The organism is Streptomyces sp. NPDC054863 (assembly GCF_053610825.1).
The window spans coordinates 1-25,408 of record NZ_JBSGZD010000014.1 but is presented as its reverse complement, the minus strand read 5'-3'; the positions used below and the strand labels follow the sequence as shown (position 1 = coordinate 25,408).

Genomic DNA, 25,408 nt, shown 5'->3' with positions numbered 1-25,408 from the left:
CTGCCAGTAAGAAACTAGCAGTGCTAATTAAGCGTTGGGGAAACAGCGCCGAGGAAGCGGGTGGGTGTCCGTGAACCTGGAACTCAGCGAGGAGCAGCGTGCCGTCCGGCAGCTCGCGGTGGACTTCGTCGCCCGCGAGATCGCCCCGCACGCCGTCGCATGGGACCGCGCCGAGAACGTCGACAGGTCGATAGTGAAGAAGCTGGGCGCACTCGGCTTCCTCGGCCTGACGATCCCCGAGGAGTACGGCGGCTCCGGCGGCGACCACCTCGCCTACTGCCTCGTCACCGAGGAACTCGGCCGCGGCGACTCCTCGGTGCGCGGCATCGTCTCCGTATCGCTGGGCCTGGTCGCCAAGACGATCGCCGCCTGGGGGAACGAGGAGCAGAAGCGGCAGTGGCTGCCCCGCCTCACCTCCGGCGAGGCCATCGGCTGCTTCGGCCTGACCGAGCCGGGCACCGGCTCCGACGCCGGGAACCTGGTCACCCGGGCCGTCAGGGAAGGCGACGAGTACGTCATCAGCGGCACCAAGATGTTCATCACCAACGGCACCTGGGCGGACGTCGTCCTCCTCTTCGCCCGCTCCACCGACGCCCCCGGCCACAAGGGTGTCTCCGCCTTCCTCGTCCCCACGGACACCCCCGGCCTCACCCGCCGCACCCTCCACGGCAAGCTCGGCCTGCGCGGCCAGGCCACCGCGGAGCTCGTCCTCCAGGACGTCCGCGTCCCCGCCTCCGCCATGCTGGCCCCCGAGGGCAAGGGCTTCTCCGTCGCCATGTCCGCCCTCGCCAAGGGCCGCATGTCGGTCGCCGCGGGCTGCGTCGGCATCGCCCAGGCCGCGCTCGACGCGGCCCTCTCCTACGCGGGCGAGCGCGAGCAGTTCGGCAGGACGATCGCCCACCACCAGCTCGTACAGGAACTGATCACCGACATCGCGGTCGACGTCGACGCCGCCCGCCTCCTCACCTGGCGCGTCGCCGATCTGATCGACCGCGGCGAGCCCTTCGTGACCGAGGCGTCCAAGGCCAAGCTCTTCGCCTCCGAGGCCGCCGTGCGCGCCGCGAACAACGCCCTCCAGGTGTACGGCGGCTACGGCTACATCGACGAGTACCCGGCGGGAAAGCTGCTGCGCGACGCCCGCGTGATGACCCTCTACGAGGGCACCAGCCAGATCCAGAAGCTCGTCATCGGCCGTGCGCTGACCGGGGTTTCGGCCTTCTGAGTACGTTCCTGAGTACGAGAGCGGATGGTGCGCCCCCGTGACGCGGGTCACTCTGGGCCCATGAGCGACACACAGGTCAAGCAGCAGAACACCGGGGCCTACTACGGTCAGGCCATCGCCTCCTTCGCCGTCGCGCTGTCCGCCACCGCCATCGGCATCTTCTACCTCGACGCCAGCGGCTGGGTGCGCGCCTTCCTCGCCGTCGGCGTCCTCTACCTCACCACTTCCTGCTTCACCCTCGCCAAGGTGATCCGGGACAAGCAGGAGGCCGGGCAGATCGTCAGCCGGGTCGACCAGGCGCGCCTGGAGAAGATGCTCGCCGAGCACGACCCCTTCACGAAGCTCTGACGCGGCTAAGCGCTTGCTCAGAGGTCCGGGGTATGGTGTCCGTCCTGCCAGAACGGCGCGCGATACGGACGGAAGGTCGAGCGGATGAGCACGGCGCAGGACACGGCGGAAACGCCCGAAGGCGGCTCGAACGAGGCGTCCGCCTGGGCGGAAGTCGCCCCGGAAGCGGCCAGGAGGCTGCTCGTCGCCGCCGTCGGAGCCTTTGCCGAGCGCGGCTACCACGCCACCACCACCCGTGACATCGCGGGCCGGGCCGGCATGAGTCCGGCCGCGCTCTACATCCACTACAAGACCAAGGAAGAGCTGCTCCACCGGATCAGCCGCATCGGCCACGACAAGGCCCTGCGCATCCTGGAGAGCGCCGCCGACGGCGACGGCAGCGCCGCCGAGCGCCTCGCGGACGCCGTCGTCACCTTCGTGCGGTGGCACGCGGCGCACCACACCACGGCGCGCGTCGTCCAGTACGAGCTGGACGCGCTCGGCGACGAGCACCGCGCGGAGATCGTCGAGCTGCGCCGCAGGAGCGACGCGGCGGTGCGGCGCATCATCAACGACGGCGTGGAGGCCGGGGAGTTCGACGTCCCCGACATCCCCGGCACCACGCTCGCCGTGCTGTCGCTCTGCATCGACGTGGCCCGCTGGTTCAACGTGGAGGGCAGGCGCACCCCCGACGAGGTCGGCGCACTCTACGCCGACCTCGTGCTGCGGATGGTCGTGGCCGGGCCGTAGCGCTCAGAAGAAGTAGCGGGAGATCGACTCCGCCACGCACACCGGCTTCTCGCCGCCCTCGATCTCCACCGTCACCTTCGCCGTGACCTGCACACCGCCGCCCGCCTCGGTGACGTCCGTCAGCACGGCCGTGGCCCGCAGCCGCGAGCCCACCGGCACCGGCGCGGGGAAACGGACCTTGCCCGTCCCGTAGTTGATGCCCATCTTCATGCCCTCGACCCGCAGCACCTGCGGTACGAACGTCGGCAGCAGCGACAGCGTCAGATAGCCGTGCGCGATCGTCTTCCCGAACGGCCCCCGGGCCGCCCGCTCCGGGTCGACGTGAATCCACTGGTGGTCACCGGTCGCGTCGGCGAACAGGTCGATCCGCTTCTGGTCGACCTCCAGCCACTCGCTGTGCCCCAGCTGTTCGCCGATCCCGGCGCGCAGCTCCTCGGCGGACGTGAAGATCCTCGGCTCGGCCATTCCTCTGCTCCCTCTGCTCAAACCTGTTTGGATACTGCCAAAAGCACTGTTCGCATCACGGTTCACATCACTTGTCTAAGCGCTTGCTCAGCATGGTTGGGCCCGGCTGTTCCTGTCAACGGACGCCCACTAGGCTTCACGGGGTGCCGCAGATTCCAGAGAAGATCCACGAGCTCACCGTCGGTCAGCTGTCCGCGCGCAGCGGTGCCGCCGTCTCCGCCCTGCACTTCTACGAGTCCAAGGGCCTGATCAGCAGCCGCCGCACCTCAGGCAACCAACGCCGGTACGAGCGCGACGCATTGCGCAGGGTCGCTTTCGTCCGCGCCGCACAGCGTGTCGGCATCCCGCTCGCCACCATCCGCGACGCACTGTCCGAACTGCCGGACGAGCGCACCCCGACCCGTGAGGACTGGGCCCGGCTCTCCGAGAACTGGCGCTCCGAACTCGACGCCCGCATCAAGCAGTTGGGGCGTCTGCGTGACCACCTCACCGACTGCATCGGCTGCGGCTGCCTGTCCCTGGAGACCTGCGTGCTCTCCAACCCGGACGACGTCATCGGCGACATGATCAGCGGTTCCCGCCTGATGGGCGAGAAGAAGACCTGATCCGGATCCACCCTGGCACGGGTCCACGCTGATCCGGGTCCACGCTGATCCGGATCCGCCCCGATACGGATCCACGCCTCGCCGCGCTGCGGATCCGCAGCCCCCCGCCGGGCTGTAGGGCCGCACGGTGCGGGAGTCGCCACCCAGGTGCTCACGCCACCTCCACCGGCCAGCGAATGTCCTTGGCGGCGCTCACCAGTTGGGCGTTCGACCCGGCGGGGCGGCCGTCCGGGAGCAGCAGCGTGTCCTCCAGGCCGATCCGGGTGGCAAGACCCAGGCGGCGGGCCAGCGCGAGCACCGGCCAGGCGCCGCCGTCCTCGCCGTGCAGCAGCATCGGGGCCCCGCGCACGTCCCCCCTGGACCCCACCGCGCCCCGGCGCGCGAGGTCCGCCAGGAACTGGAGCGCCGAGTCCTCGGCGGTGAGCGGATCGGGATCGGTCACCTCCACCAGCACCCGCAGGGATCTGGACGCCAGCGGGGAACACAGGAAGCGGTCCACCCCCTGCGTGCCGGACCACAGGCCGGACTCCACGGCGACACCGCGCGCGAGCAGCGCCCCGGCGACCTCCTCCGCGCCCGGCTCGTGCCAGTTCACCGAGGCGTGGTCGGGCAGCACCGTCCAGGAGGCGATGCGCTCGATGCGCCTTCGTGGTTCGGGCTCGGTCCAGGCACCGGTCGTCACCCCGACGGGCACGTCCACCGCGCCCCGTATCGCCGTGAGGGTCGCAGCGAGCACGCCCGGTGACAACGTGTCGTCCCCGCAGGGGGACTTGGGGTGTACATGCACTTCCGTGGCACCTGCCGCGACCGCGGCTGCGGCCGACGCGGCCATCGCACCGGGCGACACCGGAACCGCCGCACTGTCACCTGGACCACGCTGACCGTTCACACAGACCTGAATCAAGGGCTCGACCATGTATTCGATGGTGGCACCCACCACTGACAATCAGCCATGCACCGGGCATTCGCACGGTTGTTGCGGGAAAATCCCGAGCGCCCCTGCCGCGATTGCACGAGGTACGCGCACGGGGGGCATGCGCAGGGGACGTGGGTCAGGGGGCGTGCGCACGGGACGTGCGGCTGACACGGGGGGCGCGGCGCCACGGGGAGGGGAATTCCGCCGCGCCCCACGCGCTCACGCCACGGACGCCAGTTCCCGGCGCCGTATCCGCTTGGCCTCCGCCAGCGCCCCGGGCGTCAGGACGGGCTGCGGCACCAGAATTCCGCATCCCGTGCAGACCGGCCCGAACCACGGCTCGTGGACCATGTCCTGCTTCCAGACGATCCGCTCCGAGGCACACACCGGGCAGTGCGTGCCGGGCTCCGACTCCAGGGCGGAGATCAGCCCGCGCAGCACGCCGGCCATCGGCGCCGACGGGTGGACCGCCGGATCGTCGCACCACGCGACCCCGAAACCGCCCCAGGTCCGCCGGTGCCAGTCGTCGAAGGAGCCCGGCCGCCGCAGCCCGTCGTGCTTCTCGCGCTTGCGGCGCTGTGCGAACTCCACCTCGTACGCGAGCCAGACGGCCCGCGCCTCCTCCAGTTCCTCCAGCGCGGCCACCAGCCGCACCGGATCGGGCGCCCGGTCCTCCTGACCGAACCCGTGCCGGGTGCACAGATGGTCCCAGGTCGCCCTGTGCCCGTAAGGGGCGAACCTCTCCAGACACTTGCGCAGCGAATACCGCCGCAGCGCAAGATCACACCTCGGATCACGTACCTGTCTCGCGAGACTCCGAAAACCGGCCATCGCACTGCCACCTCCGTCGCTGGTACTTCGGCGTCGATGAATGGACGTACGAGTGCCCATTTCGGCTCCATCGAAAATCCGATGGGCCCCATCAGGGATCAATTGGTCCCGATTCGCATGAAACGCTCCCGACTCTCCATGCCACTCCACGGCTCGAACGCCTCACTCGAACGTGTGGAGAGCGGGGAAGGGCGAGCGGCGTTCACCTTCCCCGGACCTCCCACCGTCGGCAGCCTCCGGCGCCTCAGCCCAGCTCCCGCTCCCGCGTCTCCGGCAGCGCCAGCACGCACAGCAGCGAGACGACCGCCATCGCGCTCACGTACCAGCCGACCGACGCCGAACCGAAGCCCGCCTGGAGCCGCGTCGCCACCAGCGGCGCGACCGCACCGCCGAGCACCCCGCCCAGGTTGTACGCCAGGGACGCGCCCGAGTAGCGCACCCGTGCCCCGAACAGCTCCGGCAGGTACGCGCCCATCGGCCCGTACACGACCCCCATGCAGAACAGCGCCCCGCCCAGCGCCAGCGCGATCAGCACCGGCTGCCCGGTGTCCAGCAGCGGGAAGATGACGAGCCCCCACACCACCGCCAGCCCGCAACCGACCAGGATCAGCTTGCGCCGGCCGCCCGCGTCGGAGCGCGTCGCCGCGATCCAGGTCCCCGCCGCCAGGAACAGGCAGGCCACCATGGACAGTCCGAGCATGGTGTTGCGGGGCACCCCGAGCGTCGTCGTCGCGTACGACAGGCAGTACGTCGTCGCCGTGTAGAACAGCCCGTACGCGACGATCATGCCGCCCGCGCCGAGCAGCAGCTCGCGCGGGAACTTCCGGAAGACCTCCAGCGTGGGGACCCTGCTGGCCTCCTGCTTCTCCATCACCCGCTGGAACACCGGCGTCTCGCTGATCTTCAGCCGTACGAAAAGACCCACCGCGACCAGCAGGAACGACAGCAGGAACGGAATCCGCCACCCCCAGCTCTTGAAAGCGGCGTCGTCCAGCACCCCCGACAGCAGCCAGAAGATGCCGGTCGCCGCGAAGAAGCCGATGGATGGGCCGAGTTGCGGGAACGCCGCATAGAGGCCGCGCCGGCCGCGCGGCGCGTGCTCCACCGCGAGCAGCGCCGCCCCGCCCCACTCGCCACCGAGCCCGATGCCCTGGAGGAAGCGCAGCAGGACCAGCAGCAGCGGCGCCCAGATGCCCCAGCTGTCGTACCCGGGCAGCAGACCCACCAGGGCCGTCGAGAGCCCCATCAGCAGCAGCGAGACGACCAGGACGGACTTCCGGCCGACCCGGTCGCCGAAGTGACCGAAGATCACCGAGCCGAGGGGACGGGCGGCGAAGGCGACGGCGTATGTGGAGAAGGACGCGAGCGTCGCGTTGAGCGGGGTGAGGTTCGGGAAGAACGCCTCGTTGAGGACGAGCGCCGCCGCCGTCCCGTAGATGTAGAAGTCGTAGAACTCGATGGCGGTGCCGATGAAACTGGCCACCGCCACCCGGCGCAGACTCTCCGGGCTCCCGGAGGGCGCACCGGAGTCGGTGGCGGTGGCATCGTCGGGTTCGGCGGCCGATGTCGCTGTCTTCGTGGTGCGTGGTTCGTCGTTCACGACCGGCAGGGTCTCGGTCGGTGTAGGGGGCAGTCAATAGGCGGGACGGCCGGTCCCACCATGTGGGACTCCCGGGGTCACCGGTACAGCAGGTGCTCCCGCCGCACCCGGCGGAACGCCGCCAGGTCCGCCTGCCAGGCGCCCACCACCTCGGCCGTGCCCGCCCCCGCGTCGATCATGGTCCGCACCCGGGTGTTCCCGGTGAGCTTGTCGATCCAGTGGTCGGGCCGCCACGCGAAGCCGCTCCAGCTCTTCTTCGCCGTCACCAGGAGTGCGATTCCGGTGCGCACCGGGTCGTACGACTCCCGGTCGTGGACGTGCAGTTGGACGCCGCCGATCGTCTTCCCCTGGAACTTGGAGAACGTCGGCGCGAAGTACGCCTCCCGGAACCGCACCCCGGGCAGCCCCTCCGCGTTCGCCGCCTCGGCCCACCGCCGGTCGACGCCCTCCGCGCCCAGCAGCTCGAACGGGCGGGTCGTGCCACGCCCCTCCGAGAGGTTCGTGCCCTCGAAGAGGCAGGTGCCGGAGTACACCAACGCCGTGTCCGCGGTCGGCATGTTGGGGCTCGGCGGCACCCAGGGCAGGCCCGTCGCGTCGAAGAAGTCCCCGCGACGCCACCCCGTCATCCGCACCACCTCAAGAGGCACCGGTTCTGCCAGGAACTCCGCGTTGAACAACAGTGCCAGCTCCGCCACCGTCATCCCGTGCGCCTGCGCGATCGGCTCCCGCCCCACGAACGTCGCGAACGCCCGGTCGAGCACAGGACCCAGTGCCGCCCGCCCGGTCACCGGATTCGGCCGGTCCAGCACCACGAACCGCTTGCCTGCGAGCCGCGCCGCCACCATGCAGTCGTACAGCGTCCAGATGTACGTGTAGAAGCGCGCGCCCGCGTCCTGGATGTCGAAGACGACGGTGTCCACACCGGACGCCGTGAAGACGTCGGCGAGCGGCTGCCCGCTCTTCATGTACGTGTCGTGGACCGGGAGCCCCGTCGCGGGGTCGTCGTAACGCCCCTCGGAGCCGCCCGCCTGCGCGGTCCCCCGGAAGCCGTGCTCGGGGCCGAAGACAGCGGTGAGGTCCACCCGCTCGTCGGCGTGCATCACGTCGACGATGTGCCGGACGTCGGCGGTGACGCCGGTCGGGTTGGTGACGACGCCGACCTTCCGGCCGCGCAACAGCCGGTACCCGTCGGCCGCGAGCCGGTCGAATCCGGTACGCACCCCGCCTCCGCCTCCGCGCCCCGGCCGTGCCGCCGCCGAACCACCGCCGGTGGCGAGCACCCCCACCGTGCCGCCGCCCGCCGCCAGCAGCCCTCTCCTGGACAAGCTCATGTGCGCCACCTCCGTGATCGGACGGTCTGTCATGTCCGCGCACGCTAGTCCGTGCTTCTGCCGTACGGAACGGAACGCGCCCGGATCACCGGCGTCCACCCCTTTCCCCACTCCATACCGACTGGTTAGTCTGCTGAGCAATTCGGCATGGAGAGGCGGACCCCAGATGGATGCGGTGCAGGACGCGGCAGTCGTGGTCACGGGCGCGGGAGGCGGCATCGGAGCCGCACTGGCCCGGAGGTTCGCGGCCGGCGGAGCCCGGGTCGTGGTCAACGACCTGGACGCCGGAAAGGCGAAGGCGGTCGCCGAGGAGATCGGCGCGACGGCCGTGCCCGGGGACGCCTCGGAGATCGTCGACGAGGCGCGCGAAGCCCTCGGCGGCGCGATCGACGTGTACTGCGCCAACGCCGGGGTCGGCTGCGGCGGCGACCCGTTCGCCGAGGAGCTCTGGGAAGCGGCCTGGGACGTCAATGTGATGGCCCACGTGCGGGCGGCCCGTGCGCTGCTGCCCGAGTGGCTGGAAAGGGGGAGCGGCCGGTTCGTCTCCACCGTGTCGGCGGCCGGGCTGCTGACGATGATCGGCGCGGCCCCGTACAGCGTCACCAAGCACGGTGCGCTCGCCTTCGCCGAGTGGCTCTCGCTGACCTACCGCCACAAGGGCGTCAAGGTCCACGCGATCTGCCCGCAGGGCGTACGTACGGACATGCTGACCGCCGCCGGATCGGCGGGCGACCTGGTCCTCGCGCCGACCGCGATCGAACCGGAGGACGTCGCCGACGCCCTCTTCGAGGGCATGGCGGCCGACCGCTTCCTGATCCTGCCGCACCCCGAGGTCGCCGCGTACTACAAGGCGCGGGCGACCGAGCCGGACCGCTGGCTGACCGGCATGAACCAGCTCCAGCAGAAGTGGGAAGGGACGGGCAGGTGACCGGGGCCATGAACGCGGACACCCCGGCGGACTCCGGCTACGCGGCCAAACCCTGGCTCGCCCAGCTCAGCGAGGCACAGCGGGCCCCCGTGCACCCGGCGCCGACCCTCGTGCACGCCTTCCGCCGGAGCGTGGAGCGCGCCCCCGACCGCACCGCCCTCGCCTACTTCGACGGGCGGCTGAGCTACCGCGAGACGGACGCCCTGTCCGACTCGGTGGCCGGCCACCTCGCGGCGAAGGGGCTGCGGCGCGGCGACCGGGTGGCGATCATGCTGCAGAACTCGCCGCACTTCGTGCTCGCGCTGCTCGGCGCCTGGAAGGCGGGCGCCACGGTCGTCCCGCTCAACCCGATGTACAAGTCGGCGGAGGTCGGCCACGCCCTCAAGGACGCCGAGGTCACCGCGCTGATCTGCACGGACCGGGCCTGGCAGGGATATCTGCGGGAGACGGTCGCGGGCGCCCCCTCCGTACGGATCGTGCTGACCGGCTGCGAGCTGGACCTGCAGAGCGCGAACGACGAACGGGTGCTGAACTTCGAACGGGTGCCACGCGCTGCCGACGCCGACGACCTGGTCGAGGTCGCGCGCGCCGGTCTGGATTCACCCCCGGAACGGGAACTCGGGCCCACCGACACGGCGTTGATCAGTTATACGTCCGGCACCAGCGGCACCCCGAAGGGGGCGATGAATTCCCACGGCAACATCATGGTCAACGCGGAGCGGCAGCGCATCGGGCACCCCCTCGCCGAAGGGTCGTCCTACTTCGCCCTCGCCCCGCTCTTCCACATCACCGGCATGGTCTGCCAGCTGGCGACCTGTCTCACCCACGCGGGCACCCTCGTCCTCGCCCACCGCTTCCACCCCCAGGTGGTCCTCGACGCCTTCGCCGAGCACAGGCCCGCGTACACCGTCGGCCCCTCGACGGCGTTCATGGCACTGGCGGCCACCCCGGGCGCCACGCGGGAGCACTTCGCCTCCTTCGAGGTGATCTCCTCGGGCGGCGCCCCGCTGCCGCCCGCGCTGGTGGAGAAGTTCCGGGCGGACTTCGGCCCCTACCTCCGCAACGGCTACGGACTCACCGAGTGCACGGCGCCCTGCGCGGCCGTACCGCCGGAGAAGGAGGCGCCCGTCGATCCGGTGTCGGGGACGCTGTCGGTCGGCGTGCCCGGACCCGACACCGTCGTCCGCATCGTCGACGAGACGGGCGCGGACGTGCCCTTCGGCGAGCAGGGCGAGATCGCGGTACGCGGCCCGCAGGTCGTCACCGGCTACTGGCGGCTGCCCGAGGCCACCGCCGAGACCTTCCCCGACGGTGAACTGCGGACCGGAGACATCGGGTTCATGGACCCCGACGGCTGGCTGTACGTCGTCGACCGCAAGAAGGACATGATCAACACGTCCGGCTTCAAGGTCTGGCCGCGCGAGGTCGAGGACGTCCTCTACAGCCACCCGGAGGTCCGCGAGGCGGCCGTGGTCGGCATCCCCGACGCGTACCGGGGCGAGAGCGTCAAGGCGTACGTCAGCCTGCGCCCCGACGCCGGGACAGGCCCCGAGGATCTGATCGCGTACTGCAGGGAGCGGCTCGCCGCGTACAAATACCCGCGCGAGGTGGAGGTCCTGCCGGAGCTGCCCAAGACGACAAGTGGGAAGATCCTCCGGCGGGAACTGCGTTCCCCGCACTAGCGCAGCGGCACGACAGCTTCCCGACTCCACGCACACTCCACGCATACACGCACGTACACGCAAGGCAGGTGGCGGCAATGGCCAGAACGACGGACCCGGGCGGTACCCCCGTTCCCCAGCGGCTGCTGGCCGCCGCCACCCGGCTCTTCGCCGAGCGCGGCTACGACCGCACCTCCGTCCAGGAGATCGTCGAGGCGGCGGGCGTCACCAAGGGCGCCCTCTACCACTACTTCGGCTCCAAGGACGACCTGCTGCACGAGGTGTACGCACGGGTGCTGCGGGTCCAGCAGGAGCGCCTCGACGCGTTCGCCGACGCCGACGCACCGGTCGAGCAGCGGCTGCGCGACGCGGCGGCGGACGTCGTCGTCACCACCATCGAGAACCTCGACGACGCGTCGATCTTCTTCCGCTCGATGCACCACCTGAGTCCGGAGAAGGACAAGCAGGTACGGGCGGAACGACGGCGCTACCACGAGCGGTTCCGCGCCCTGGTGGAAGAGGGCCAGCAGAGCGGCGTCTTCTCGAAGGCCACCCCCGCCGACCTGGTGGTCGACTACCACTTCGGCTCGGTCCACCACCTGTCGACCTGGTACCGCCCGGACGGCCCCCTGACCCCGCAGCAGGTGGCGGACCACCTGGCCGACCTGCTGCTGCGGGCCCTGAGGCCTTAGCGACAGCCCCGCCGACGCGAGTGCCGGCGGGCCGGCCCGAGCGGCCCGCCGGCACTTCTCGCTACAGGTACTTCTTCAGCTCCCGCCGGGCCAGCGACCTCTGGTGCACCTCGTCGGGACCGTCCGCCAGCCGCAGCGTCCGCGCCCCCGCCCACAGTTCGGCCAGCGGGAAGTCCTGGCTGACACCGCCCGCACCGTACAGCTGCACCGCGTGGTCGATGATGTCGAGCACCGCACGCGGCGTCGCGATCTTGATGGCCTGGATCTCGGTGTGCGCACCCCGGTTGCCGACCGTGTCCATCAGCCAGGCGGTCTTCAGCACCAGCAGCCGCAGTTGCTCGATGGTCACCCGGGCGTCCGCGATCCAGTTCTGCACGACGCCCTGCTGGGCGAGCGGCTTACCGAAGGCACTGCGGCCCACCGCCCGCCGGCACATCAGCTCGACGGCCCGCTCGGCCATGCCGATCAGCCGCATGCAGTGGTGGATGCGCCCGGGCCCGAGCCGCGCCTGCGCGATCGCGAAACCGCCGCCCTCCTCGCCGACCAGGTTCGCGGCAGGCACCCGTACGCCGTCGAAGACGACCTCCGCGTGGCCCCCGTGGTAGTGGTCCTCGTAGCCGTACACCTGCATCGCGCGGCGGATCTCGACGCCCGGAGTGTCGCGCGGCACCAGGATCATCGACTGCTGGCGGCGCACGTCGGCGCCGTCCGGGTCGGTCTTGCCCATCACGATGAAGATCTTGCAATCGGGGTTCATCGCCCCGGAGATGTACCACTTCCGCCCGGTCACGACGTAGTCGGCGCCGTCGGCGGACCGCTCGATCCGCGTCTCGATGTTCGTCGCGTCCGACGACGCCACCTCGGGCTCGGTCATCGCGAACGCCGACCGGATCTCGCCGGACAGCAGCGGCTCCAGCCACTGCTTCTTCTGCTGCTCGGTGGCGAACTGGAACAGCAGCTCCATGTTCCCGGTGTCCGGCGCCGCACAGTTCAGCGCCGTCGGCGCCAACTGCGGCGAACGGCCGGTGATTTCGGCCAGCGGGGCGTACTGGAGGTTGGTCAGCCCCGCGCCGTACTCCTCGTGGGGCAGGAAGAGATTCCACAGCCCCTGCCGCCGCGCCTCCGCCTTCAGCTCCTCCACCACCGGCGGGGTGTCCCACGGCGAGGAGAGCTGCGCCCGCTGCTCGTGCGCGACCGGTTCCGCCGGGTACACATACGCGTCCATGAAGGCGAGCAGCCTGCCGCGCAGCTCTTCGGTCCGTGCGTCGTATGCGAAGTCCATGGGTCTTCAGCCCTTCTGAGGGGTCGTCAGGGTCGTCAGGCCGTGCTCGATGAAGACGGGCACCAGCTCGCCGATCCGGTCGAAGCCGGCGCCGACGGTCTGCCCGAGCGTGTAGCGGTAGTGGATGCCTTCGAGGATCACGGCGAGCTTGAACCAGGCGAACGCCGTGTACCAGTGCACCGCCGACACGTCCCGCCCGGACGCGTCCGCGTAGCGCGCGACGATCTCGTCCGCCGTCGGGTGGCCCGCCGCCGCTGCCGTCGTGGAGATGGGGGAGCCGGGCAGATCCAGCTTCGTCCCGTACATCACCAGGAGACCCAGGTCGGTCAACGGGTCGCCCAGCGTCGACATCTCCCAGTCGAGGACGGCGCGGATGCCGTCGTCGGGGCCGCCGATCAGGACGTTGTCGAGCCGGTAGTCGCCGTGTACGACCGTGGGCGCGGGGGAGTCGGGCAGCGCCCGCCCCAGTGCGGCGTGCAGCTCGTCGATCCCGGCCAGCTCACGGTTGCGGGAGGCGTCCAACTGCTTTCCCCAGCGCCGCAGTTGACGGTCCAGGAAGCCCTCGGGCCGACCGAAGTCGCCGAGCCCCACCGCCGCCGGGTCCACGGCGTGCAGCTCGACGAGCGTGTCGACAAGACCCAGCACGGCGGCCCTGGTCCGCTCCGGGCCCAGCGGAGCCAGCTCCTCAGCTGTCCGGTACGGCGTCCCCGCCACGAACTCCATGACGTAGAAAGGCGATCCGAGCACCGACTCGTCCTCGCACAGCAGGACCGGTGCGGGCACCGGCACCTTCGTCGGATGCAGCCCGCTGATCACCCGGAACTCGCGCTTCATGTCGTGCGCCGTCGCCAGTACATGACCGAGCGGCGGACGACGCGCCACCCACCGCGAGCTCCCGTCCGTGACGTCGTACGTCAGATTGGAGCGCCCTCCCTCGATCAGCCGGGCGGACAGCGGTCCGGCCACCAGACCCGGCCGCTCGCGGTCCAGATGTGCGCGCAGCCGCTCCGGATCGAGACCGGGCGGCGGCGCGGCGGCGGCCTGGGGCCCTGGTGGGGGGACGGTGCTCATACGAGGTACCTCCGGGCGCGTATGTACGTGTGAGATGTCGCGCCCCATGATGCCGACCAGTCGGTATGTCGTCCAGAGGTACCCCCACTCTGTGGCCCTGCCCACTCACCGCACGCCTCGGCCCCCACTCCTCACCTCACCACCGCCGCCCCGAACCCCGCCAGCGCGAGCACACAGCACACCCCCGCCAGCGCCCGCCGCGCCCCCATCGCCTCCGGCCGGGCCCGGCCCAGCTCCCGCATCCTGCGATGCGCGACGACCAGGAACCCCACCCACACCAGCGCGCTCAGCGCGGCGGCCAGCACCCCCACCGGCGTGACCCCGTCGTGGATCGCCTGCTTCCCGGCGAGCACCGCAACCACCGTGCAGGACAAGGTCGTACGCCGCCACGCCAGCCGCGTCCGCTCGGGCTGCAGACCCGGATCACGCTGCTCCGGATCACGCACCTCCCCGGGCGGACTCACCCCTCCCACCCGAACAGCACGACCACCACCATCGCCATCGCGACCACCCCCACCAGCAGGCTCAGCACCGTCGGGAAACGCGTCACCGGCAGGTCCTCGCCACGCCGCATCGCACGCTCGCACCGCACCCAGTGGTTGACCGCGCGCAGTGCGCACAGCGCCCCGGCCGCCAGCAGCGCGAGGGCCATCCCGACCCGTACGCCCCAGCGCAGGTCCGGCAGGAACTGGTCGACCGCGAAACCGGCCCCGACCAGCGCCAGCGCGGTCCGCACCCAGGCCAGGAAGGTGCGCTCGTTGGCCAGCGAGAACCGGTAGTCGGGCGTGTCGCCCTCCTCGCGGATGCGCTGCGGCGCCCACCACAGCCGCAGGCCGTTCACCGGTTCACCAGCATCTCGTAGGCGGCCCGTCCGTCCGGCACCCATTCCCAGGCGTCCGGCCCCGCACCGAGCCGCCGCGCCAGCTCCTCATCGGTCAGGAAGGCGTGCCAGGCGACCTCCTCGACCTGCGGGTCCACCGGCAGCTCGCAGCGCACCTCGTACACATGGCTCCACCAGGTCTGCGCCGTGCCCCCGCGGAGGCCCTCGCCCTCGTAGAGGAACTTGAACAGCGGCACCGGCTGCGCCAGCCCCGACACCCCCAGCTCCTCCTCCGCCTCGCGCAGCGCCGCCGCGTCGTACGACTCGCCCGCGCCGACGACGCCGCCCACGAACATGTCGTACAGGGACGGGAAGACCAGCTTGGTCGCGGTCCGCCGGTGCACGAAGGTCCGGCCCTGCGCGTCCCGTACGCGGATGAAGGTGCAGCGATGGCGCAGGCCCCGCGCGTACACCTCACCGCGCGGGGCCTGTCCGACGACCTCGTCGTTCTCGTCGACGACGTCCAGGATCTCTTCAGCGGGGTTCATGGAGCCCATCCAACATCAGCCGGACGATCACCGACCCGTGACGTGCTTCGCCGTCGGTCCCGTCGTCCAGAGGGAGCCCGTCGGCGTCGACCGGCTTCAGCTGTGCACGAGGACCTTCTCGCGGACCGTGCTCAACCCGCTCGGCATCGCCGGATGACGGCCGAGCAGCACGATCCCCGCCACGATCGCCACCAGCCCGGCAGCCTCCCCGGTCAGCGCCCACGGCCCCGTCTGCAGCCGGTCGCCCAGGAACCCGACCCCGCACGCCACCCCGGCCAGGGGCTGCGCCGCCGTCAGCGCGGGCAGCGACATGCGCAGCGTCCCCGTCTCGAAGGCGCTCTGCACGAGGACGAGCCCGGCGAGGCCGAGCACCAGCACCCCGTACACCTGCCAGCTCCCGAGCAGCGCCGGCCAGCCTCCCTCGCCGAACCGCTGCCCGCTCACCCGGGTCAGCGCGTCCTGCAACCCGTACAGCAGTCCCGCCGACAGTGCGAGCAGTGCGGGCCCCGAACTCATCCGGGACCGCTTCGCATGCGCGATCAGCAGCATCGCCAGCCCCACCACGACCCCGATGACCAGCCAGTGCCGCAGCGGACCCGCCTCGGCCCGGCCGCCGTGCGGCTGCCCCGCCACGAGGAACAGGGCGACCCCGCCCGCGAGCAGCCACAGCCCGGCCCAGCCCTGCCTGCCGAGCCGGCAGCCGGTCCGCCACCGCGACAGCGCCATCGCGAACAGCAGGTTCGTCGCGAGCAGCGGCTCGACCAGCGACACCTCGCCGTGCGAAAGGGCCAGCGCGCCGAGCACCGTGCCCGCCACCATGCAGCCGATCCCGGCCAGCCAGCGCGGCACCCGTACGAGATCGAGCAGCAGCCGCAGCGAGAGGAAGTCGCCGAGCGGAGCCCGCCGGGCGGCATCCTGCTGGAGCACAAATCCGAAACCAAGGCAGCACGCAGCGCTCAGAGCCAGCAACAGAACAGTCAGCGACACCGTGTAAACCCTCAAGTGCGGTGGGGATGCGGGGACTTGGCCGACCATAGCGGCACAAGGGCGGTGATCGCTGCGGCCGCAAGGAAGGTGTGCTTCCGTTACCTGTACCCCCGTAAGGGCCCGGGAAGCAGTCGGTCGAACGGTTGACTAGTTACTTCCGCGTACCGAAGATCGGGCCATGGATGCCAAGGGGAACGACGCCAAGGGCCACGACGCGGGCTCCACAGGCCACGACGCGGGCTCCAAGGGCCACGACGCAGGCTCCGCGGGCCACGACGCGGACGTCATCGTCGTCGGGGCGGGCCTCGCCGGGCTCGTCGCCACCGCCGAGCTGGTCGACGCCGGCCGGAAGGTGATCGTCCTCGACCAGGAGCCCGAGCAGTCCCTGGGCGGCCAGGCGCACTGGTCCTTCGGCGGCCTCTTCCTCGTCGACTCGCCCGAACAGCGCCGGATGCGCGTCAAGGACAGCCGCGACCTCGCCCTCCAGGACTGGCTGGGCACGGCCGGCTTCGACCGCGACGAGGACGCCTGGCCCCGGAAGTGGGCCGAGGCGTACGTCGACTTCGCGGCGGGGGAGAAGCGCCACTGGCTGCACCGGCAGGGCGTCCGCTTCTTCCCGGTCGTCGGCTGGGCGGAACGCGGCGGCTACGACGCGGGCGGCCACGGCAACTCCGTACCCCGCTTCCACATCACCTGGGGTACGGGCCCGGGGCTGCTCGCCCCCTTCGTGCGGCGGGTCCGCGAGGGCGTGGCGCGCGGCCTGGTCACCTTCAGGTTCCGGCACCGCGTGACGGGCCTCTCCCGTACCGCCGGAACCGTGGACACCGTCTCCGGCGAGATCCTTCAACCGTCGGGTGCCGAACGCGGCACCGCCAGCACCCGCACCGTGACCGGGGACTTCTCGCTCCGCGCCCAAGCGGTGATCGTCACCTCCGGCGGCATCGGCGGCAACCACGACCTCGTCCGCGCCCAGTGGCCCGAGCGGCTCGGCACCCCGCCCGCACACATGCTCTCCGGGGTCCCCGCGCACGTCGACGGCCTGATGCTCGGCATCACGGAGGCGGCCGGCGCGAGCCACATCAACCGCGACCGGATGTGGCACTACACCGAGGGGATCCAGAACTGGAACCCCATCTGGGCCAAGCACGGCATCCGGATTCTGCCGGGACCTTCGTCCCTGTGGCTCGACGCCACCGGAAAGCGCCTGCCGGTCCCGCTCTTCCCGGGCTTCGACACCCTCGGCACGCTCGACCACATCATGAAGACCGGCTTCGACCACACGTGGTTCGTACTCGACCAGAAGATCATCGGCAGGGAGTTCGCCCTCTCCGGCTCCGAGCAGAACCCGGACCTGACGGGCAAGTCGGTACGCGGCGTCATCGACCGGGCGAGGGCCGCCGTCCCCGCCCCGGTGAAGGCGTTCATGGACAACGGCGCGGACTTCGTCGTCGAGAAGGACCTCGCCTCGCTGGTGCGCGGCATGAACGCCCTCACCAAGGAGCCGCTCATCGACGAGGCGGACCTGCGCCGCCAAATCGTCGCGCGCGACCGGGAGATGGCGAACCCCTTCACCAAGGACCTCCAGGTCACGGCGATTCACGGAGCCCGCAAGTACCTCGGCGACAAGCTGATCCGCACCGCGACCCCGCACCGGATCCTGGATCCGGCGGCAGGGCCGCTGATCGCCGTACGCCTGCACATCCTGACCCGCAAGTCCCTCGGCGGCCTGGAAACGGACCTCTCCTCCCGCGTCCTGACCCCGGACGGCACGCCGCTGCCGGGCGTCTACGCGGCGGGCGAGGCGGCCGGCTTCGGCGGCGGCGGCGTCCACGGCTACCGCTCCCTGGAGGGAACGTTCCTCGGCGGCTGCATCTTCTCCGGCCGAGCAGCAGGGCGGGCGGCGGCCCGCGCGGTGAGCTGACCGCTTGGGCGCGGGGCGGTGGGTGGTCGTCGTGCGGGCTGCCCGGCGCGGGGCGGTGGACGGTCGTCGTGCGGGTGCGTCGTGGCTGATCGCGAAGTTCCCCGCGCCCCTAAACGCCTGCCCCGGGCCCCCTAAGCGCCGGACGGGCCGGAGTCCAACCGCCCCACGACCCTGAACCTCTCCGCCACCACCCTCGTCGAATCGTCCACGACGAACCCCGGGTCCCCCAGCGCCTCGCGCATCTCCTCCCCGTGCCAGAACCTCTCGTGCGCCTCCCGCCACTGGGCGACCGACGTGTACCCCTCGCCCTCGTCCAGCGCGTGCTGGAGGTCCACGTCGCCGAGGCGCAGGACCCGGACCTCGGTCGTCTCCAGGACCGCCACCTCGCGTCCCTCCGAGTCGATCAGTGCGGCGAGTTCACCGATCGGCGGAAGCTCCTCGTTCTCCGCCTCGTACTCGCACAGCAGCCCCGTCGTCGACACCTTCTCGCCCGACAGCACCGCCGCGACCAGCTGGTCGCGCAACGGGCCGGGGAAGGCGAGCAGGTACGGCGGCAGAGGCGGCAGCGATGCCTGTTCCGCCGGATTTCCGGCATTGGTCGTCAAGTCGTCACCCATGCCGTCATCTTAGAAGGCACACCCCACCCCACCTGGGAATATTCCGTACCCGTCACTCTCAAGTGCGTCACAAAAAGGGAGAGTTGGTGACGGTAAAACCCGTCGGGCCTTGACGTGGAGCCGCCCCTACCGCTTTGCTGTGCGTGATCAAACGCTGGCTCGTCGCGCCGTGGAGGTATCCCGCGGATGGCCCCACCTCCGCCGCTCCTCGGCCGTTCCCGCCGCCGGGGCGAGCCGCCCCCCGACCCGGCCCTCGACGACTTTGAACTCGTCGACGTACGCGACCAGTTGGCACAGGGTCGCTGGACCGGCGTGCGCTCCCTGCTCGCCCGCACCGGCGACGACTGGGACCGCCGCGGCCACCGCCTGCTCGTCCTCGCCGAGCCGAAGGGCAGCCGTGCCTGGGCCCAGGACTGGCTGATCGCCGAGCCGGAGAGCGCCGACGCCACCGCCCTCCTCGCCTGCGCCGAAATCCACCGCGCCCTGCTCGGCAAGGGGTGCCCCGACCTCGCCCGGCAGTCCTGCCGGCGTGCCGCCGACCGCGCGCCGGACGACCCGACCCCGTGGCTCGGCATGCTCCTGCTCGCCCGCCACCTCGGCACCGAGGACGAGGTCACCCAGCTGTACGACCAGGTCAGGCTGCGCCACCCGGAGCACCACCACGCCCACCACCTGATCATCGCCCGGCTCGCGGAGCGACGCCCCGACATAGGGCAGGACCCCCTTCACGAGGTGTACGACTTCGCCGCCTGGGCCGCCGAACAGGCCCCTGCCGACTCCCCGTTGGCCGTCCTCCCCGTCGTCGCGCACGCCGAGCGCTACCGGGCGCTCGCCCTCGCCGGACAGGTGCCGCCCGACCCCGAGGCCTCCGGGCACTGGACCGGCCGCCGCGCCCGCCAGACCATGAAGGCGGCCTTCGACTGGTGGCTGGAGTGGGAGCGCGAGGAGCACCCGCGCTCCCGCGTCGACCTCAACTTCCTCGCCCACGCGAAGTACTGCGAGGGCCGCACCGCGGAGGCCGCCGCGCTCTTCCACCGGATCGGCCCGCACCGCACCGCCGCCCCCTGGTCCTACCCCGACCGGGACCCCCACCAGGCATTCCGCACCGCACGCAGTGTCGCGCTCGGTGACATCTGACACCGGCCCACCCCGCTCCACCCCATCCCGCTCCACCACACCGAAGGGACAACCCCGCGATGGCGACGGGCAGTTCACCCACACGCGCGACCAGAGCGTCCAGCGCGACCGGCAGCAGCGGCGAAGGCAGCGGCGACGCCGGGATCAACACGTACAAGGGTGAGGAGGGGGCTCTGCGGGCGGGCCGCCTCGGCACCCTCGGCCTGCTGCTGTCCGTCCTCGCCGCGAGCGCCCCCCTGATGGTCGTCGCGGGTGTCATGCCCACGATCTTCGGTGTGATGGGAGTGGTCGGCCAGCCGCTCCTGTTCCTCATCCTCGGCGCGGTCCTCCTCCTCTTCAGCGTCGGATACGCGGAGATGAGTCGGCACATCCACAACGCGGGCGCCTTCTACGCCTACATAGCCCGCGGCCTCGGCGCCACCGCCGGCGCCGGTGCCTCCCTGGTCGCCCTGGTCGCGTACAGCGCCATGCAGGTTGGCATCTTCGGCATCCTGGGCTTCGAACTGTCCGGGATCTTCGCCACGTACCTGGGCATCAGCGTCGCCTGGTGGATCCCGGCCCTGGTCTGCGTCGTTCTCGTGGGCTTCCTCGGCTGGCTCAAGATCGACCTCAATGCCAAGGTCCTCGGCGTCCTGCTCCTCATCGAGTGCCTGCTCGTCGTCATCTTCGACATCGCGGCCGTCGTCGAACCGTCGAAGACCGCAGGTCTGTCCCTGAGCGCGTTCGACCCCGGCACCCTCACCGGGCCCGGCGTCGCCCTCGGCACGGCGCTCTGCTTCTCCATCGCCGCCTTCGTCGGCTTCGAGCAGGCCCCGGTGTACGCCGAGGAGACCCAGCGCCCGCACGTGATCGTCTCCCGCGTGATGTTCCTCGGCGTCGCCTACTCCGCGATCTTCCTGGCCCTCAGCTCCTGGGCGGTCAGCGTCGCCGCCGACCCCGCCAAGGTCTCCAGGATGGCCACCAAGGAAGGCCCGGGGATGCTCTTCACCCTGGTCCAGGAACGCCTCGGCGCCACCTTCACCGACGTGCTGCACATCCTCTTCGTGACCGGCATGTTCGCCGCACTCCTCAGCTTCCACAACGTCGTCGCCCGCTACTCCTTCGCGATGGGCCGCGAGGGCCTCCTGCCGGCCGCCTTCGGCCGTACGAACAAGGCGAGCGGCGCCCCCGCCACCGGCTCCGTCCTCCAGTCGGCCGTTTCCCTGGTCGTCGTCCTGGCCTTCGCGCTCACCGACGACAAGCCGATCGACGACCCGACCACCCCCGTCCTGCACCTCTTCACCTGGATGGGCAACGTCGGCGCGCTCGGCGTCATCGTGCTGATGGCCGTGGCCTCGTTCGCCGTGATCGCCTTCTTCGTACGACGCGGAGCGGGCGCGGCACAGAAGTGGCGGCTGCTCTGCTCCGGCCTCGCCGGAATCGCACTGGTGGGCATCGCCGTCTACACCGTCAAGGACTTCGGCATCCTGGTCGGCGCCGAGTCCGGCTCCGCGCTGAGCTGGATCCTGCCCGGCATCATCGGCGTCGCCGCGGTCGGCGGACTGGCGTACGGCGCGGTGCTCAAGGCGAAGAAGCCCGAGGTGCACGCCCGGATCGGCCTCGGCAACGAGGCGTTCCAGCTGGACAAGGCGGCGGCCGAGTCACAAGCGGCACACGGCTGATCCGCCGCCGTCCAATTCTGACGAAACGCTGACGAGAAGCCGCGGCCCCTGGCCCCCGGGGGCCGCGAGTGCTCGAATCGTGGGTGTGACCCCTCAAGCCCCACCACCGGACGAACCGGCACGGTCGAACGACCCGCGCCGAACGACCCCGCGGGACGTGCCCCCCGCGCCGAACGACCCGGCGCGACGTGTCCCCGAGTCGAGCGCCCCCGCGCGACGTGTCCCCGTGCCGAGCGACCTGGCGCGACGTTCCCCCGAGCCGGACGACCCCGCACCCCGCGGCGCCCCGATCGGCCGTCGCCTCGTCCTCGGCATGCTCGGCCTCGGCGCGGCGGGCGTCGCCGCGGCCCCGTACGTCCAGAGCGGCATCGACTCCTTCCTCGGGGCGGCGGCGGGCAAGGACCCCACCGGCGTGACGGGCCTCCTCCCCAACAGCAGCGGCTTCCGCTACTACTCGGTGGCCGCCTCCACCCCGAAGAAGACCGCGCAGACCTACCGCCTCACGGTCGACGGTCTGGTGGACCGCCCCGCCACGTACACGCTGGCGCAGCTGAGGGCGATGCCGCAGACCCGCCTGGTCCGCGACGTCCAGTGCGTCACCGGCTGGCGGGTCCCCCGGACGCCGTTCGAGGGCGTCCAGCTGTCGCACCTCCTCGCCCTGGCCGGTGTGCAGCCGTCCGCCAGGGCGATCCGATTCACCTGCTTCGACGGCACGTACAGCGAGAGCCTCACCCTCCAACAGGCGGGCCGCAAGGACGTGTTGGCCGCCCTGAAGATGCAGGACAAGGACGTCACCCACGCGCACGGCGGCCCGGTCCGCCTCTACGTCGCCCCCATGTACTTCTACAAGTCGGCGAAATGGCTCTCCGGCATCACCGTCACCGACCGGGTCCAGCCCGGCTACTGGGAGGAACTGGGTTATGACGTCGACGCCTGGGTCGGCCGGTCCAACGGCCGCTCCGACACCCCCACCGTCTGAACTCCCCTCCCGCGTGAGGAGGTTCACGCGCACCGCACGCCTGGTGCACCGTACGACCGCGATCCTGATGCTCACCTGCATCGCCACCGCGGCCTGCCTCTACCTGCCCGCCCTCGCCGAGCTGGTGGGACGCCGCCACCTGGTGGTCACCGTCCACATCTGGACGGGCGTCCTCCTCCCCGTCCCGTACCTCCTGGGCCTGGTCTCCCGGGCCTTCCGCACCGACCTCTCGCTCCTCGGCCGTTTCACCCCGTACGACAAGGAATGGCTGCGCGCCGTCCGCCGCCGCCAATTCCGCCGCCCGGCGGGAAAGTTCAACGCGGGTCAGAAGCTGTACGCGGGCTGGATCGCGGGTGCCGCGCTCGTCATGCTCGGCACCGGCCTGCTGATGTGGCTCACCCACCTGACCCCGCTGACCTGGCGCACGAGCGCCACCTTCGTCCACGACTGGCTCTCCCTGGCCATGGGTGTCGTCGTCGCGGGGCACCTCTGGATGGCCCTGACCCACCCGGAGTCCCGGCGCGGCATGCGCACCGGCGAGGTCGACCGCACCTGGGCCGAGACCGAGCACCCGCACTGGCGCCCCTGACCCGAAGCCGTCACGTGTGAGAAATTCATCAGCCCGCCACTTCCTCTTCCGTCACTCTTGACGCACCAGTAACCACGCCCGAGCATTCTCCGCATGGCCTTGTCAGACAGCCGGACAACCCCCGGCGGCGCAACCGGCGGCGGCGCGTCCGGGGCGGACGTCCCCAGCGCGCCCGTCTCCGGCGTGGACGTCCCCGGCGCGGGAGCCGGCACCGACTCCGTACCGAGACGTGTGAGCGCGACCGACGTCGTCCTCACGCACCTCCGTGCCGCCATCGAGACCGGCGAGCTGGCCGTGGGCGACAAGCTCCCCACCGAGGCCCAGCTCGGACGGCACTTCGCCGTCAGCAGGTCCGTGGTCCGCGAGGCCCTGCGCACCCTCCAGGCCCTCGGCCTGACAGTGTCCCGCGCGGGCAAGGGCACGTACGTCGAATCGTCCGGCCCCACCCGCAACCCGGTCTTCGGTTCGTACTCGGCCCGTGACCTGCTCGAAGTACGCCGTCACGTGGAGATCCCCGCGGCGGGGTACGCTGCCACTCGCCGCACCCGGGACGACATCGATCATCTCCTCACGCTGATCGAGAGCATGGAACGCGAGACGGACCCCACCGCCTGGGTGGCTCTGGACACGCTGTTCCACCTCACCGTCGCCCAGGCATCGGGCAACCCCGTCTTCCAGAAGATCATCGAAGAGATACGGGACGCCCTCGCGCGGCAGTCCAGCTTCCTGAACCAACTCGGGGACCGACGACGCCAGTCGGACACCGAGCACCGGGCCCTGGTCGAAGCGATCGTCGAGGGGTCCGAGGGGGCAGCCGTGCACGCCATGGCCGCCCACCTCGAACTCGTCGAGACCGCCCTCAACTCGATCGTGCGCCCCGGACCCGCACATCCCCCACACGAAGGCGAAGCGATACATGAGTGACCGCACCAGCACTGCGGAAGTCTCTTCTGCCCCGCTGTCCGCCCCGTCGACGTCCCCCCACGTCGACCCGGGTGACGAGGGTTACAGCAAGGACCTCAAGTCCCGTCACATCAACATGATCGCCATCGGCGGCGCCATCGGCACCGGCCTGTTCCTGGGCGCGGGCGGAAGGCTGGCGGGCGCCGGCCCCTCCCTGGCGATCGCGTACGCAGTCTGCGGAGTCTTCGCGTTCTTCGTCGTACGCGCACTCGGCGAGCTGGTCCTGTACCGCCCGTCCTCCGGCGCGTTCGTCAGTTACGCCCGTGAGTTCATGGGCGAGAAGGGCGCCTTCGCGGCGGGCTGGCTGTACTTCCTGAACTGGTCCACCACCGCTGTGGCCGACATCACGGCCGCCGCGGTGTTCGCCCAGTTCTGGTCCGCGTTCAGCGACATACCCCAGGGCGTACTCGCCCTCATCGCGCTGGCCGTGGTCCTCACCGGCAACCTGATCTCGGTGAAGTACTTCGGCGAGATGGAGTTCTGGTTCGCGATCATCAAGGTCGCCGCCCTGGTGATCTTCATGGCGATCAGCATCTATCTGGTGGTCACCCAGACCCCGATCGACGGCCACACCCCCGGCTTCTCCACGATCTCCGACAACAACGGCGTCTTCCCGCTGGGCATGATGCCGATGCTGCTCGTCGTGCAGGGCGTCGTCTTCGCGTACGCCTCGGTGGAGCTGTGCGGCGTCGCGGCCGGCGAGACCGAGAACCCCGAGAAGATCCTGCCGAAGGCGATCAACTCGATCATGTGGCGGGTCGGCATCTTCTACGTCGGCTCGGTCGTCCTGCTCGCGCTGCTGCTGCCGTACACGGCCTACAGCGACGACCAGAGCCCGTTCGTCACCGTCATGGACAAGATCGGCGTCCCGGGCGCCGCGGGCATCATGAACCTCGTCGTGCTCACCGCGGCCCTGTCCAGCCTGAACTCCGGCCTGTACTCCACCGGCCGCATCCTGCGCTCGATGTCGCTGGCGGGCTCCGCCCCGAAGTTCACCGGCCTGATGAACAAGGGCCAGGTCCCCTACGGCGGCATCCTGCTCACCGCGGGCTTCGGCGCCCTCGGCGTCGGCCTCAACTTCTTCGTCCCCGACGACGCCTTCGAGATCGTCCTCAACTTCGCCTCGATCGGCATCCTCGGCACCTGGGCGATGATCATGATCTGCTCGCTGCTGTTCTACCGCCGCGCGAAGCAGGGCCTGCTCAGCCGCCCCTCGTACAAGCTGCCCTGGGCCCCGTACACCCAGATCGTGACGCTCGCCTTCCTCGCGGTCGTCGTGTTCCTGATGTGGTACGGGGACGGCGTCGGCCGGACCACCGTCAACTGCCTGCCGCTGATCGCCGCGGCGCTCGTCGGCGGCTGGTTCCTGGTCCGCCGCCGGGTGAACGCCATCGCGGCGGAGCGGGCCGACAAGTCCTGACCCCCGCTGCTCCGTACCGGTCGGCCGCCTCCTCTCCTGGGAGGAGGCCGACCGGCGTATGGTCGGACGTATTGCGAGGTCAGAC

26 protein-coding genes are annotated in these 25,408 nt (G+C 70.9%); 14 read left to right on the top strand and 12 right to left on the bottom strand.

What is annotated here, in order from left to right; genetic code table 11:
• The first annotated feature begins 70 nt into the window (after positions 1 to 70).
• The 3 genes from ACWGIG_RS05070 (at position 71) to ACWGIG_RS05060 (ending at position 2,299) form a co-directional block, all read left to right on the top strand.
• The gene (locus tag ACWGIG_RS05070; RefSeq protein ID WP_453320158.1) at positions 71 to 1,222 is read left to right on the top strand and encodes an acyl-CoA dehydrogenase family protein; all 1,152 of its coding nucleotides are present in this window, start codon (positions 71 to 73) and stop codon (positions 1,220 to 1,222) included.
• A 60-nt stretch (positions 1,223 to 1,282) separates the two neighbouring features.
• On the top strand, positions 1,283 to 1,570 hold the full coding sequence (locus tag ACWGIG_RS05065; protein ID WP_453320126.1) for a YiaA/YiaB family inner membrane protein: 288 nt from the start codon (positions 1,283 to 1,285) through the stop codon (positions 1,568 to 1,570).
• 84 nt (positions 1,571 to 1,654) lie between these two features.
• Complete coding sequence (locus ACWGIG_RS05060) at positions 1,655 to 2,299, top strand: TetR/AcrR family transcriptional regulator (protein WP_453320125.1); 645 nt, start codon at positions 1,655 to 1,657, stop codon at positions 2,297 to 2,299.
• Positions 2,300 to 2,302: 3 nt separating this feature from the next.
• On the opposite strand, the gene ACWGIG_RS05055 is transcribed toward ACWGIG_RS05060, so the two are convergent.
• Entirely contained in the window at positions 2,303 to 2,764 is a 462-nt protein-coding gene (locus ACWGIG_RS05055) for a MaoC family dehydratase (RefSeq protein ID WP_453320124.1), read from the bottom strand.
• Between the two features lie 143 nt (positions 2,765 to 2,907).
• On the opposite strand from ACWGIG_RS05055, the gene soxR reads away from it, so the two are divergent.
• The gene (soxR, locus tag ACWGIG_RS05050) at positions 2,908 to 3,369 is read left to right on the top strand and encodes a redox-sensitive transcriptional activator SoxR (protein ID WP_453320123.1); all 462 of its coding nucleotides are present in this window, start codon (positions 2,908 to 2,910) and stop codon (positions 3,367 to 3,369) included.
• Between the two features lie 151 nt (positions 3,370 to 3,520).
• On the opposite strand, the gene ACWGIG_RS05045 is transcribed toward soxR, so the two are convergent.
• From ACWGIG_RS05045 to ACWGIG_RS05030, 4 genes are all read right to left on the bottom strand, one after another.
• Positions 3,521 to 4,273 carry a 3-keto-5-aminohexanoate cleavage protein gene (locus ACWGIG_RS05045; protein WP_453320157.1) on the bottom strand — a complete coding sequence of 251 codons (753 nt, stop codon included), beginning with the start codon at positions 4,271 to 4,273 and terminating at the stop codon, positions 3,521 to 3,523.
• A 231-nt stretch (positions 4,274 to 4,504) separates the two neighbouring features.
• Positions 4,505 to 5,116 (bottom strand): hypothetical protein, encoded by a 612-nt coding sequence (locus ACWGIG_RS05040; protein ID WP_453320122.1) that lies wholly within the window; start codon positions 5,114 to 5,116, stop codon positions 4,505 to 4,507.
• A 244-nt stretch (positions 5,117 to 5,360) separates the two neighbouring features.
• The gene (locus tag ACWGIG_RS05035) at positions 5,361 to 6,716 is read right to left on the bottom strand and encodes an MFS transporter (RefSeq protein ID WP_453320121.1); all 1,356 of its coding nucleotides are present in this window, start codon (positions 6,714 to 6,716) and stop codon (positions 5,361 to 5,363) included.
• Positions 6,717 to 6,793: 77 nt separating this feature from the next.
• Positions 6,794 to 8,047, bottom strand: a complete 1,254-nt coding sequence (locus ACWGIG_RS05030; protein WP_453320120.1) for an exo-beta-N-acetylmuramidase NamZ family protein — start codon at positions 8,045 to 8,047, stop codon at positions 6,794 to 6,796.
• Between the two features lie 166 nt (positions 8,048 to 8,213).
• Here ACWGIG_RS05030 and ACWGIG_RS05025 point away from each other — a divergent pair, with 166 nt between their 5' ends.
• From ACWGIG_RS05025 to ACWGIG_RS05015, 3 genes are all read left to right on the top strand, one after another.
• Complete coding sequence (locus tag ACWGIG_RS05025; RefSeq protein ID WP_453320119.1) at positions 8,214 to 8,975, top strand: SDR family oxidoreductase; 762 nt, start codon at positions 8,214 to 8,216, stop codon at positions 8,973 to 8,975.
• Between the two features lie 8 nt (positions 8,976 to 8,983).
• Positions 8,984 to 10,657, top strand: a complete 1,674-nt coding sequence (locus ACWGIG_RS05020) for a class I adenylate-forming enzyme family protein (protein WP_453320118.1) — start codon at positions 8,984 to 8,986, stop codon at positions 10,655 to 10,657.
• A gap of 77 nt (positions 10,658 to 10,734) precedes the next feature.
• Positions 10,735 to 11,328 carry a TetR/AcrR family transcriptional regulator gene (locus tag ACWGIG_RS05015; RefSeq protein ID WP_453320117.1) on the top strand — a complete coding sequence of 198 codons (594 nt, stop codon included), beginning with the start codon at positions 10,735 to 10,737 and terminating at the stop codon, positions 11,326 to 11,328.
• A 61-nt stretch (positions 11,329 to 11,389) separates the two neighbouring features.
• Here ACWGIG_RS05015 and ACWGIG_RS05010 read toward each other — a convergent pair whose 3' ends face one another.
• From ACWGIG_RS05010 to ACWGIG_RS04985, 6 genes are all read right to left on the bottom strand, one after another.
• Complete coding sequence (locus ACWGIG_RS05010; RefSeq protein WP_453320116.1) at positions 11,390 to 12,610, bottom strand: acyl-CoA dehydrogenase family protein; 1,221 nt, start codon at positions 12,608 to 12,610, stop codon at positions 11,390 to 11,392.
• Between the two features lie 6 nt (positions 12,611 to 12,616).
• Positions 12,617 to 13,681, bottom strand: a complete 1,065-nt coding sequence (locus ACWGIG_RS05005; RefSeq protein ID WP_453320115.1) for a phosphotransferase family protein — start codon at positions 13,679 to 13,681, stop codon at positions 12,617 to 12,619.
• Between the two features lie 131 nt (positions 13,682 to 13,812).
• On the bottom strand, positions 13,813 to 14,145 hold the full coding sequence (locus ACWGIG_RS05000; RefSeq protein WP_453320114.1) for a DUF202 domain-containing protein: 333 nt from the start codon (positions 14,143 to 14,145) through the stop codon (positions 13,813 to 13,815).
• On the bottom strand, positions 14,142 to 14,567 hold the full coding sequence (locus ACWGIG_RS04995; RefSeq protein WP_453320113.1) for a YidH family protein: 426 nt from the start codon (positions 14,565 to 14,567) through the stop codon (positions 14,142 to 14,144). Before ACWGIG_RS04995 ends, ACWGIG_RS05000 begins: the two co-directional genes overlap by 4 nt.
• Positions 14,519 to 15,049 (bottom strand): NUDIX domain-containing protein, encoded by a 531-nt coding sequence (locus ACWGIG_RS04990; protein WP_453320112.1) that lies wholly within the window; start codon positions 15,047 to 15,049, stop codon positions 14,519 to 14,521. Before ACWGIG_RS04990 ends, ACWGIG_RS04995 begins: the two co-directional genes overlap by 49 nt.
• Positions 15,050 to 15,145: 96 nt before the next feature.
• Positions 15,146 to 16,036, bottom strand: coding sequence for a DMT family transporter (locus ACWGIG_RS04985; protein WP_453320111.1), 891 nt, complete (start codon positions 16,034 to 16,036; stop codon positions 15,146 to 15,148).
• Positions 16,037 to 16,214: 178 nt separating this feature from the next.
• Here ACWGIG_RS04985 and ACWGIG_RS04980 point away from each other — a divergent pair, with 178 nt between their 5' ends.
• Positions 16,215 to 17,957: an FAD-binding dehydrogenase gene (locus tag ACWGIG_RS04980; protein ID WP_453320110.1), complete on the top strand. Its 1,743-nt coding sequence runs from the start codon at positions 16,215 to 16,217 to the stop codon at positions 17,955 to 17,957.
• A gap of 131 nt (positions 17,958 to 18,088) precedes the next feature.
• On the opposite strand, the gene ACWGIG_RS04975 is transcribed toward ACWGIG_RS04980, so the two are convergent.
• Entirely contained in the window at positions 18,089 to 18,574 is a 486-nt protein-coding gene (locus ACWGIG_RS04975; RefSeq protein WP_453320109.1) for an ASCH domain-containing protein, read from the bottom strand.
• A 186-nt stretch (positions 18,575 to 18,760) separates the two neighbouring features.
• Here ACWGIG_RS04975 and ACWGIG_RS04970 point away from each other — a divergent pair, with 186 nt between their 5' ends.
• The 6 genes from ACWGIG_RS04970 (at position 18,761) to ACWGIG_RS04945 (ending at position 25,323) form a co-directional block, all read left to right on the top strand.
• Positions 18,761 to 19,711: a hypothetical protein gene (locus tag ACWGIG_RS04970; RefSeq protein WP_453320108.1), complete on the top strand. Its 951-nt coding sequence runs from the start codon at positions 18,761 to 18,763 to the stop codon at positions 19,709 to 19,711.
• Between the two features lie 59 nt (positions 19,712 to 19,770).
• Positions 19,771 to 21,372 carry an APC family permease gene (locus tag ACWGIG_RS04965; protein WP_453320107.1) on the top strand — a complete coding sequence of 534 codons (1,602 nt, stop codon included), beginning with the start codon at positions 19,771 to 19,773 and terminating at the stop codon, positions 21,370 to 21,372.
• 313 nt (positions 21,373 to 21,685) lie between these two features.
• The gene (locus ACWGIG_RS04960) at positions 21,686 to 22,351 is read left to right on the top strand and encodes a molybdopterin-dependent oxidoreductase (RefSeq protein ID WP_453320156.1); all 666 of its coding nucleotides are present in this window, start codon (positions 21,686 to 21,688) and stop codon (positions 22,349 to 22,351) included.
• Entirely contained in the window at positions 22,293 to 22,940 is a 648-nt protein-coding gene (locus ACWGIG_RS04955; RefSeq protein WP_453320106.1) for a cytochrome b/b6 domain-containing protein, read from the top strand. The genes ACWGIG_RS04960 and ACWGIG_RS04955 overlap by 59 nt, the downstream gene beginning before the upstream one ends.
• 93 nt (positions 22,941 to 23,033) lie before the next feature.
• Entirely contained in the window at positions 23,034 to 23,864 is an 831-nt protein-coding gene (locus ACWGIG_RS04950) for a FadR/GntR family transcriptional regulator (RefSeq protein ID WP_453320105.1), read from the top strand.
• Positions 23,857 to 25,323 carry an amino acid permease gene (locus tag ACWGIG_RS04945; protein ID WP_453320104.1) on the top strand — a complete coding sequence of 489 codons (1,467 nt, stop codon included), beginning with the start codon at positions 23,857 to 23,859 and terminating at the stop codon, positions 25,321 to 25,323. The genes ACWGIG_RS04950 and ACWGIG_RS04945 overlap by 8 nt, the downstream gene beginning before the upstream one ends.
• Positions 25,324 to 25,408: the final 85 nt, after the last annotated feature.

Bases quoted from the DNA above. Each gene is read 5' to 3' on its own strand.
- ACWGIG_RS05065 (WP_453320126.1), top strand. From the start codon at position 1,283: ATGAGCGACACACAGGTCAAGCAGCAGAACACCGGGGCCTACTACGGT.
- ACWGIG_RS05060 (WP_453320125.1), top strand. From the start codon at position 1,655: ATGAGCACGGCGCAGGACACGGCGGAAACGCCCGAAGGCGGCTCGAAC.
- ACWGIG_RS05055 (WP_453320124.1), bottom strand. From the start codon at position 2,764: ATGGCCGAGCCGAGGATCTTCACGTCCGCCGAGGAGCTGCGCGCCGGG.
- ACWGIG_RS05040 (WP_453320122.1), bottom strand. From the start codon at position 5,116: ATGGCCGGTTTTCGGAGTCTCGCGAGACAGGTACGTGATCCGAGGTGT.
- ACWGIG_RS05030 (WP_453320120.1), bottom strand. From the start codon at position 8,047: ATGAGCTTGTCCAGGAGAGGGCTGCTGGCGGCGGGCGGCGGCACGGTG.
- ACWGIG_RS05025 (WP_453320119.1), top strand. From the start codon at position 8,214: ATGGATGCGGTGCAGGACGCGGCAGTCGTGGTCACGGGCGCGGGAGGC.
- ACWGIG_RS05020 (WP_453320118.1), top strand. From the start codon at position 8,984: ATGAACGCGGACACCCCGGCGGACTCCGGCTACGCGGCCAAACCCTGG.
- ACWGIG_RS05015 (WP_453320117.1), top strand. From the start codon at position 10,735: ATGGCCAGAACGACGGACCCGGGCGGTACCCCCGTTCCCCAGCGGCTG.
- ACWGIG_RS05010 (WP_453320116.1), bottom strand. From the start codon at position 12,610: ATGGACTTCGCATACGACGCACGGACCGAAGAGCTGCGCGGCAGGCTG.
- ACWGIG_RS05005 (WP_453320115.1), bottom strand. From the start codon at position 13,681: ATGAGCACCGTCCCCCCACCAGGGCCCCAGGCCGCCGCCGCGCCGCCG.
- ACWGIG_RS04995 (WP_453320113.1), bottom strand. From the start codon at position 14,567: ATGGGTGCCGGACGGACGGGCCGCCTACGAGATGCTGGTGAACCGGTG.
- ACWGIG_RS04990 (WP_453320112.1), bottom strand. From the start codon at position 15,049: ATGAACCCCGCTGAAGAGATCCTGGACGTCGTCGACGAGAACGACGAG.
- ACWGIG_RS04980 (WP_453320110.1), top strand. From the start codon at position 16,215: ATGGATGCCAAGGGGAACGACGCCAAGGGCCACGACGCGGGCTCCACA.
- ACWGIG_RS04975 (WP_453320109.1), bottom strand. From the start codon at position 18,574: ATGGGTGACGACTTGACGACCAATGCCGGAAATCCGGCGGAACAGGCA.
- ACWGIG_RS04970 (WP_453320108.1), top strand. From the start codon at position 18,761: ATGGCCCCACCTCCGCCGCTCCTCGGCCGTTCCCGCCGCCGGGGCGAG.
- ACWGIG_RS04965 (WP_453320107.1), top strand. From the start codon at position 19,771: ATGGCGACGGGCAGTTCACCCACACGCGCGACCAGAGCGTCCAGCGCG.
- ACWGIG_RS04960 (WP_453320156.1), top strand. From the start codon at position 21,686: ATGCTCGGCCTCGGCGCGGCGGGCGTCGCCGCGGCCCCGTACGTCCAG.
- ACWGIG_RS04955 (WP_453320106.1), top strand. From the start codon at position 22,293: ATGACGTCGACGCCTGGGTCGGCCGGTCCAACGGCCGCTCCGACACCC.
- ACWGIG_RS04950 (WP_453320105.1), top strand. From the start codon at position 23,034: ATGGCCTTGTCAGACAGCCGGACAACCCCCGGCGGCGCAACCGGCGGC.
- ACWGIG_RS04945 (WP_453320104.1), top strand. From the start codon at position 23,857: ATGAGTGACCGCACCAGCACTGCGGAAGTCTCTTCTGCCCCGCTGTCC.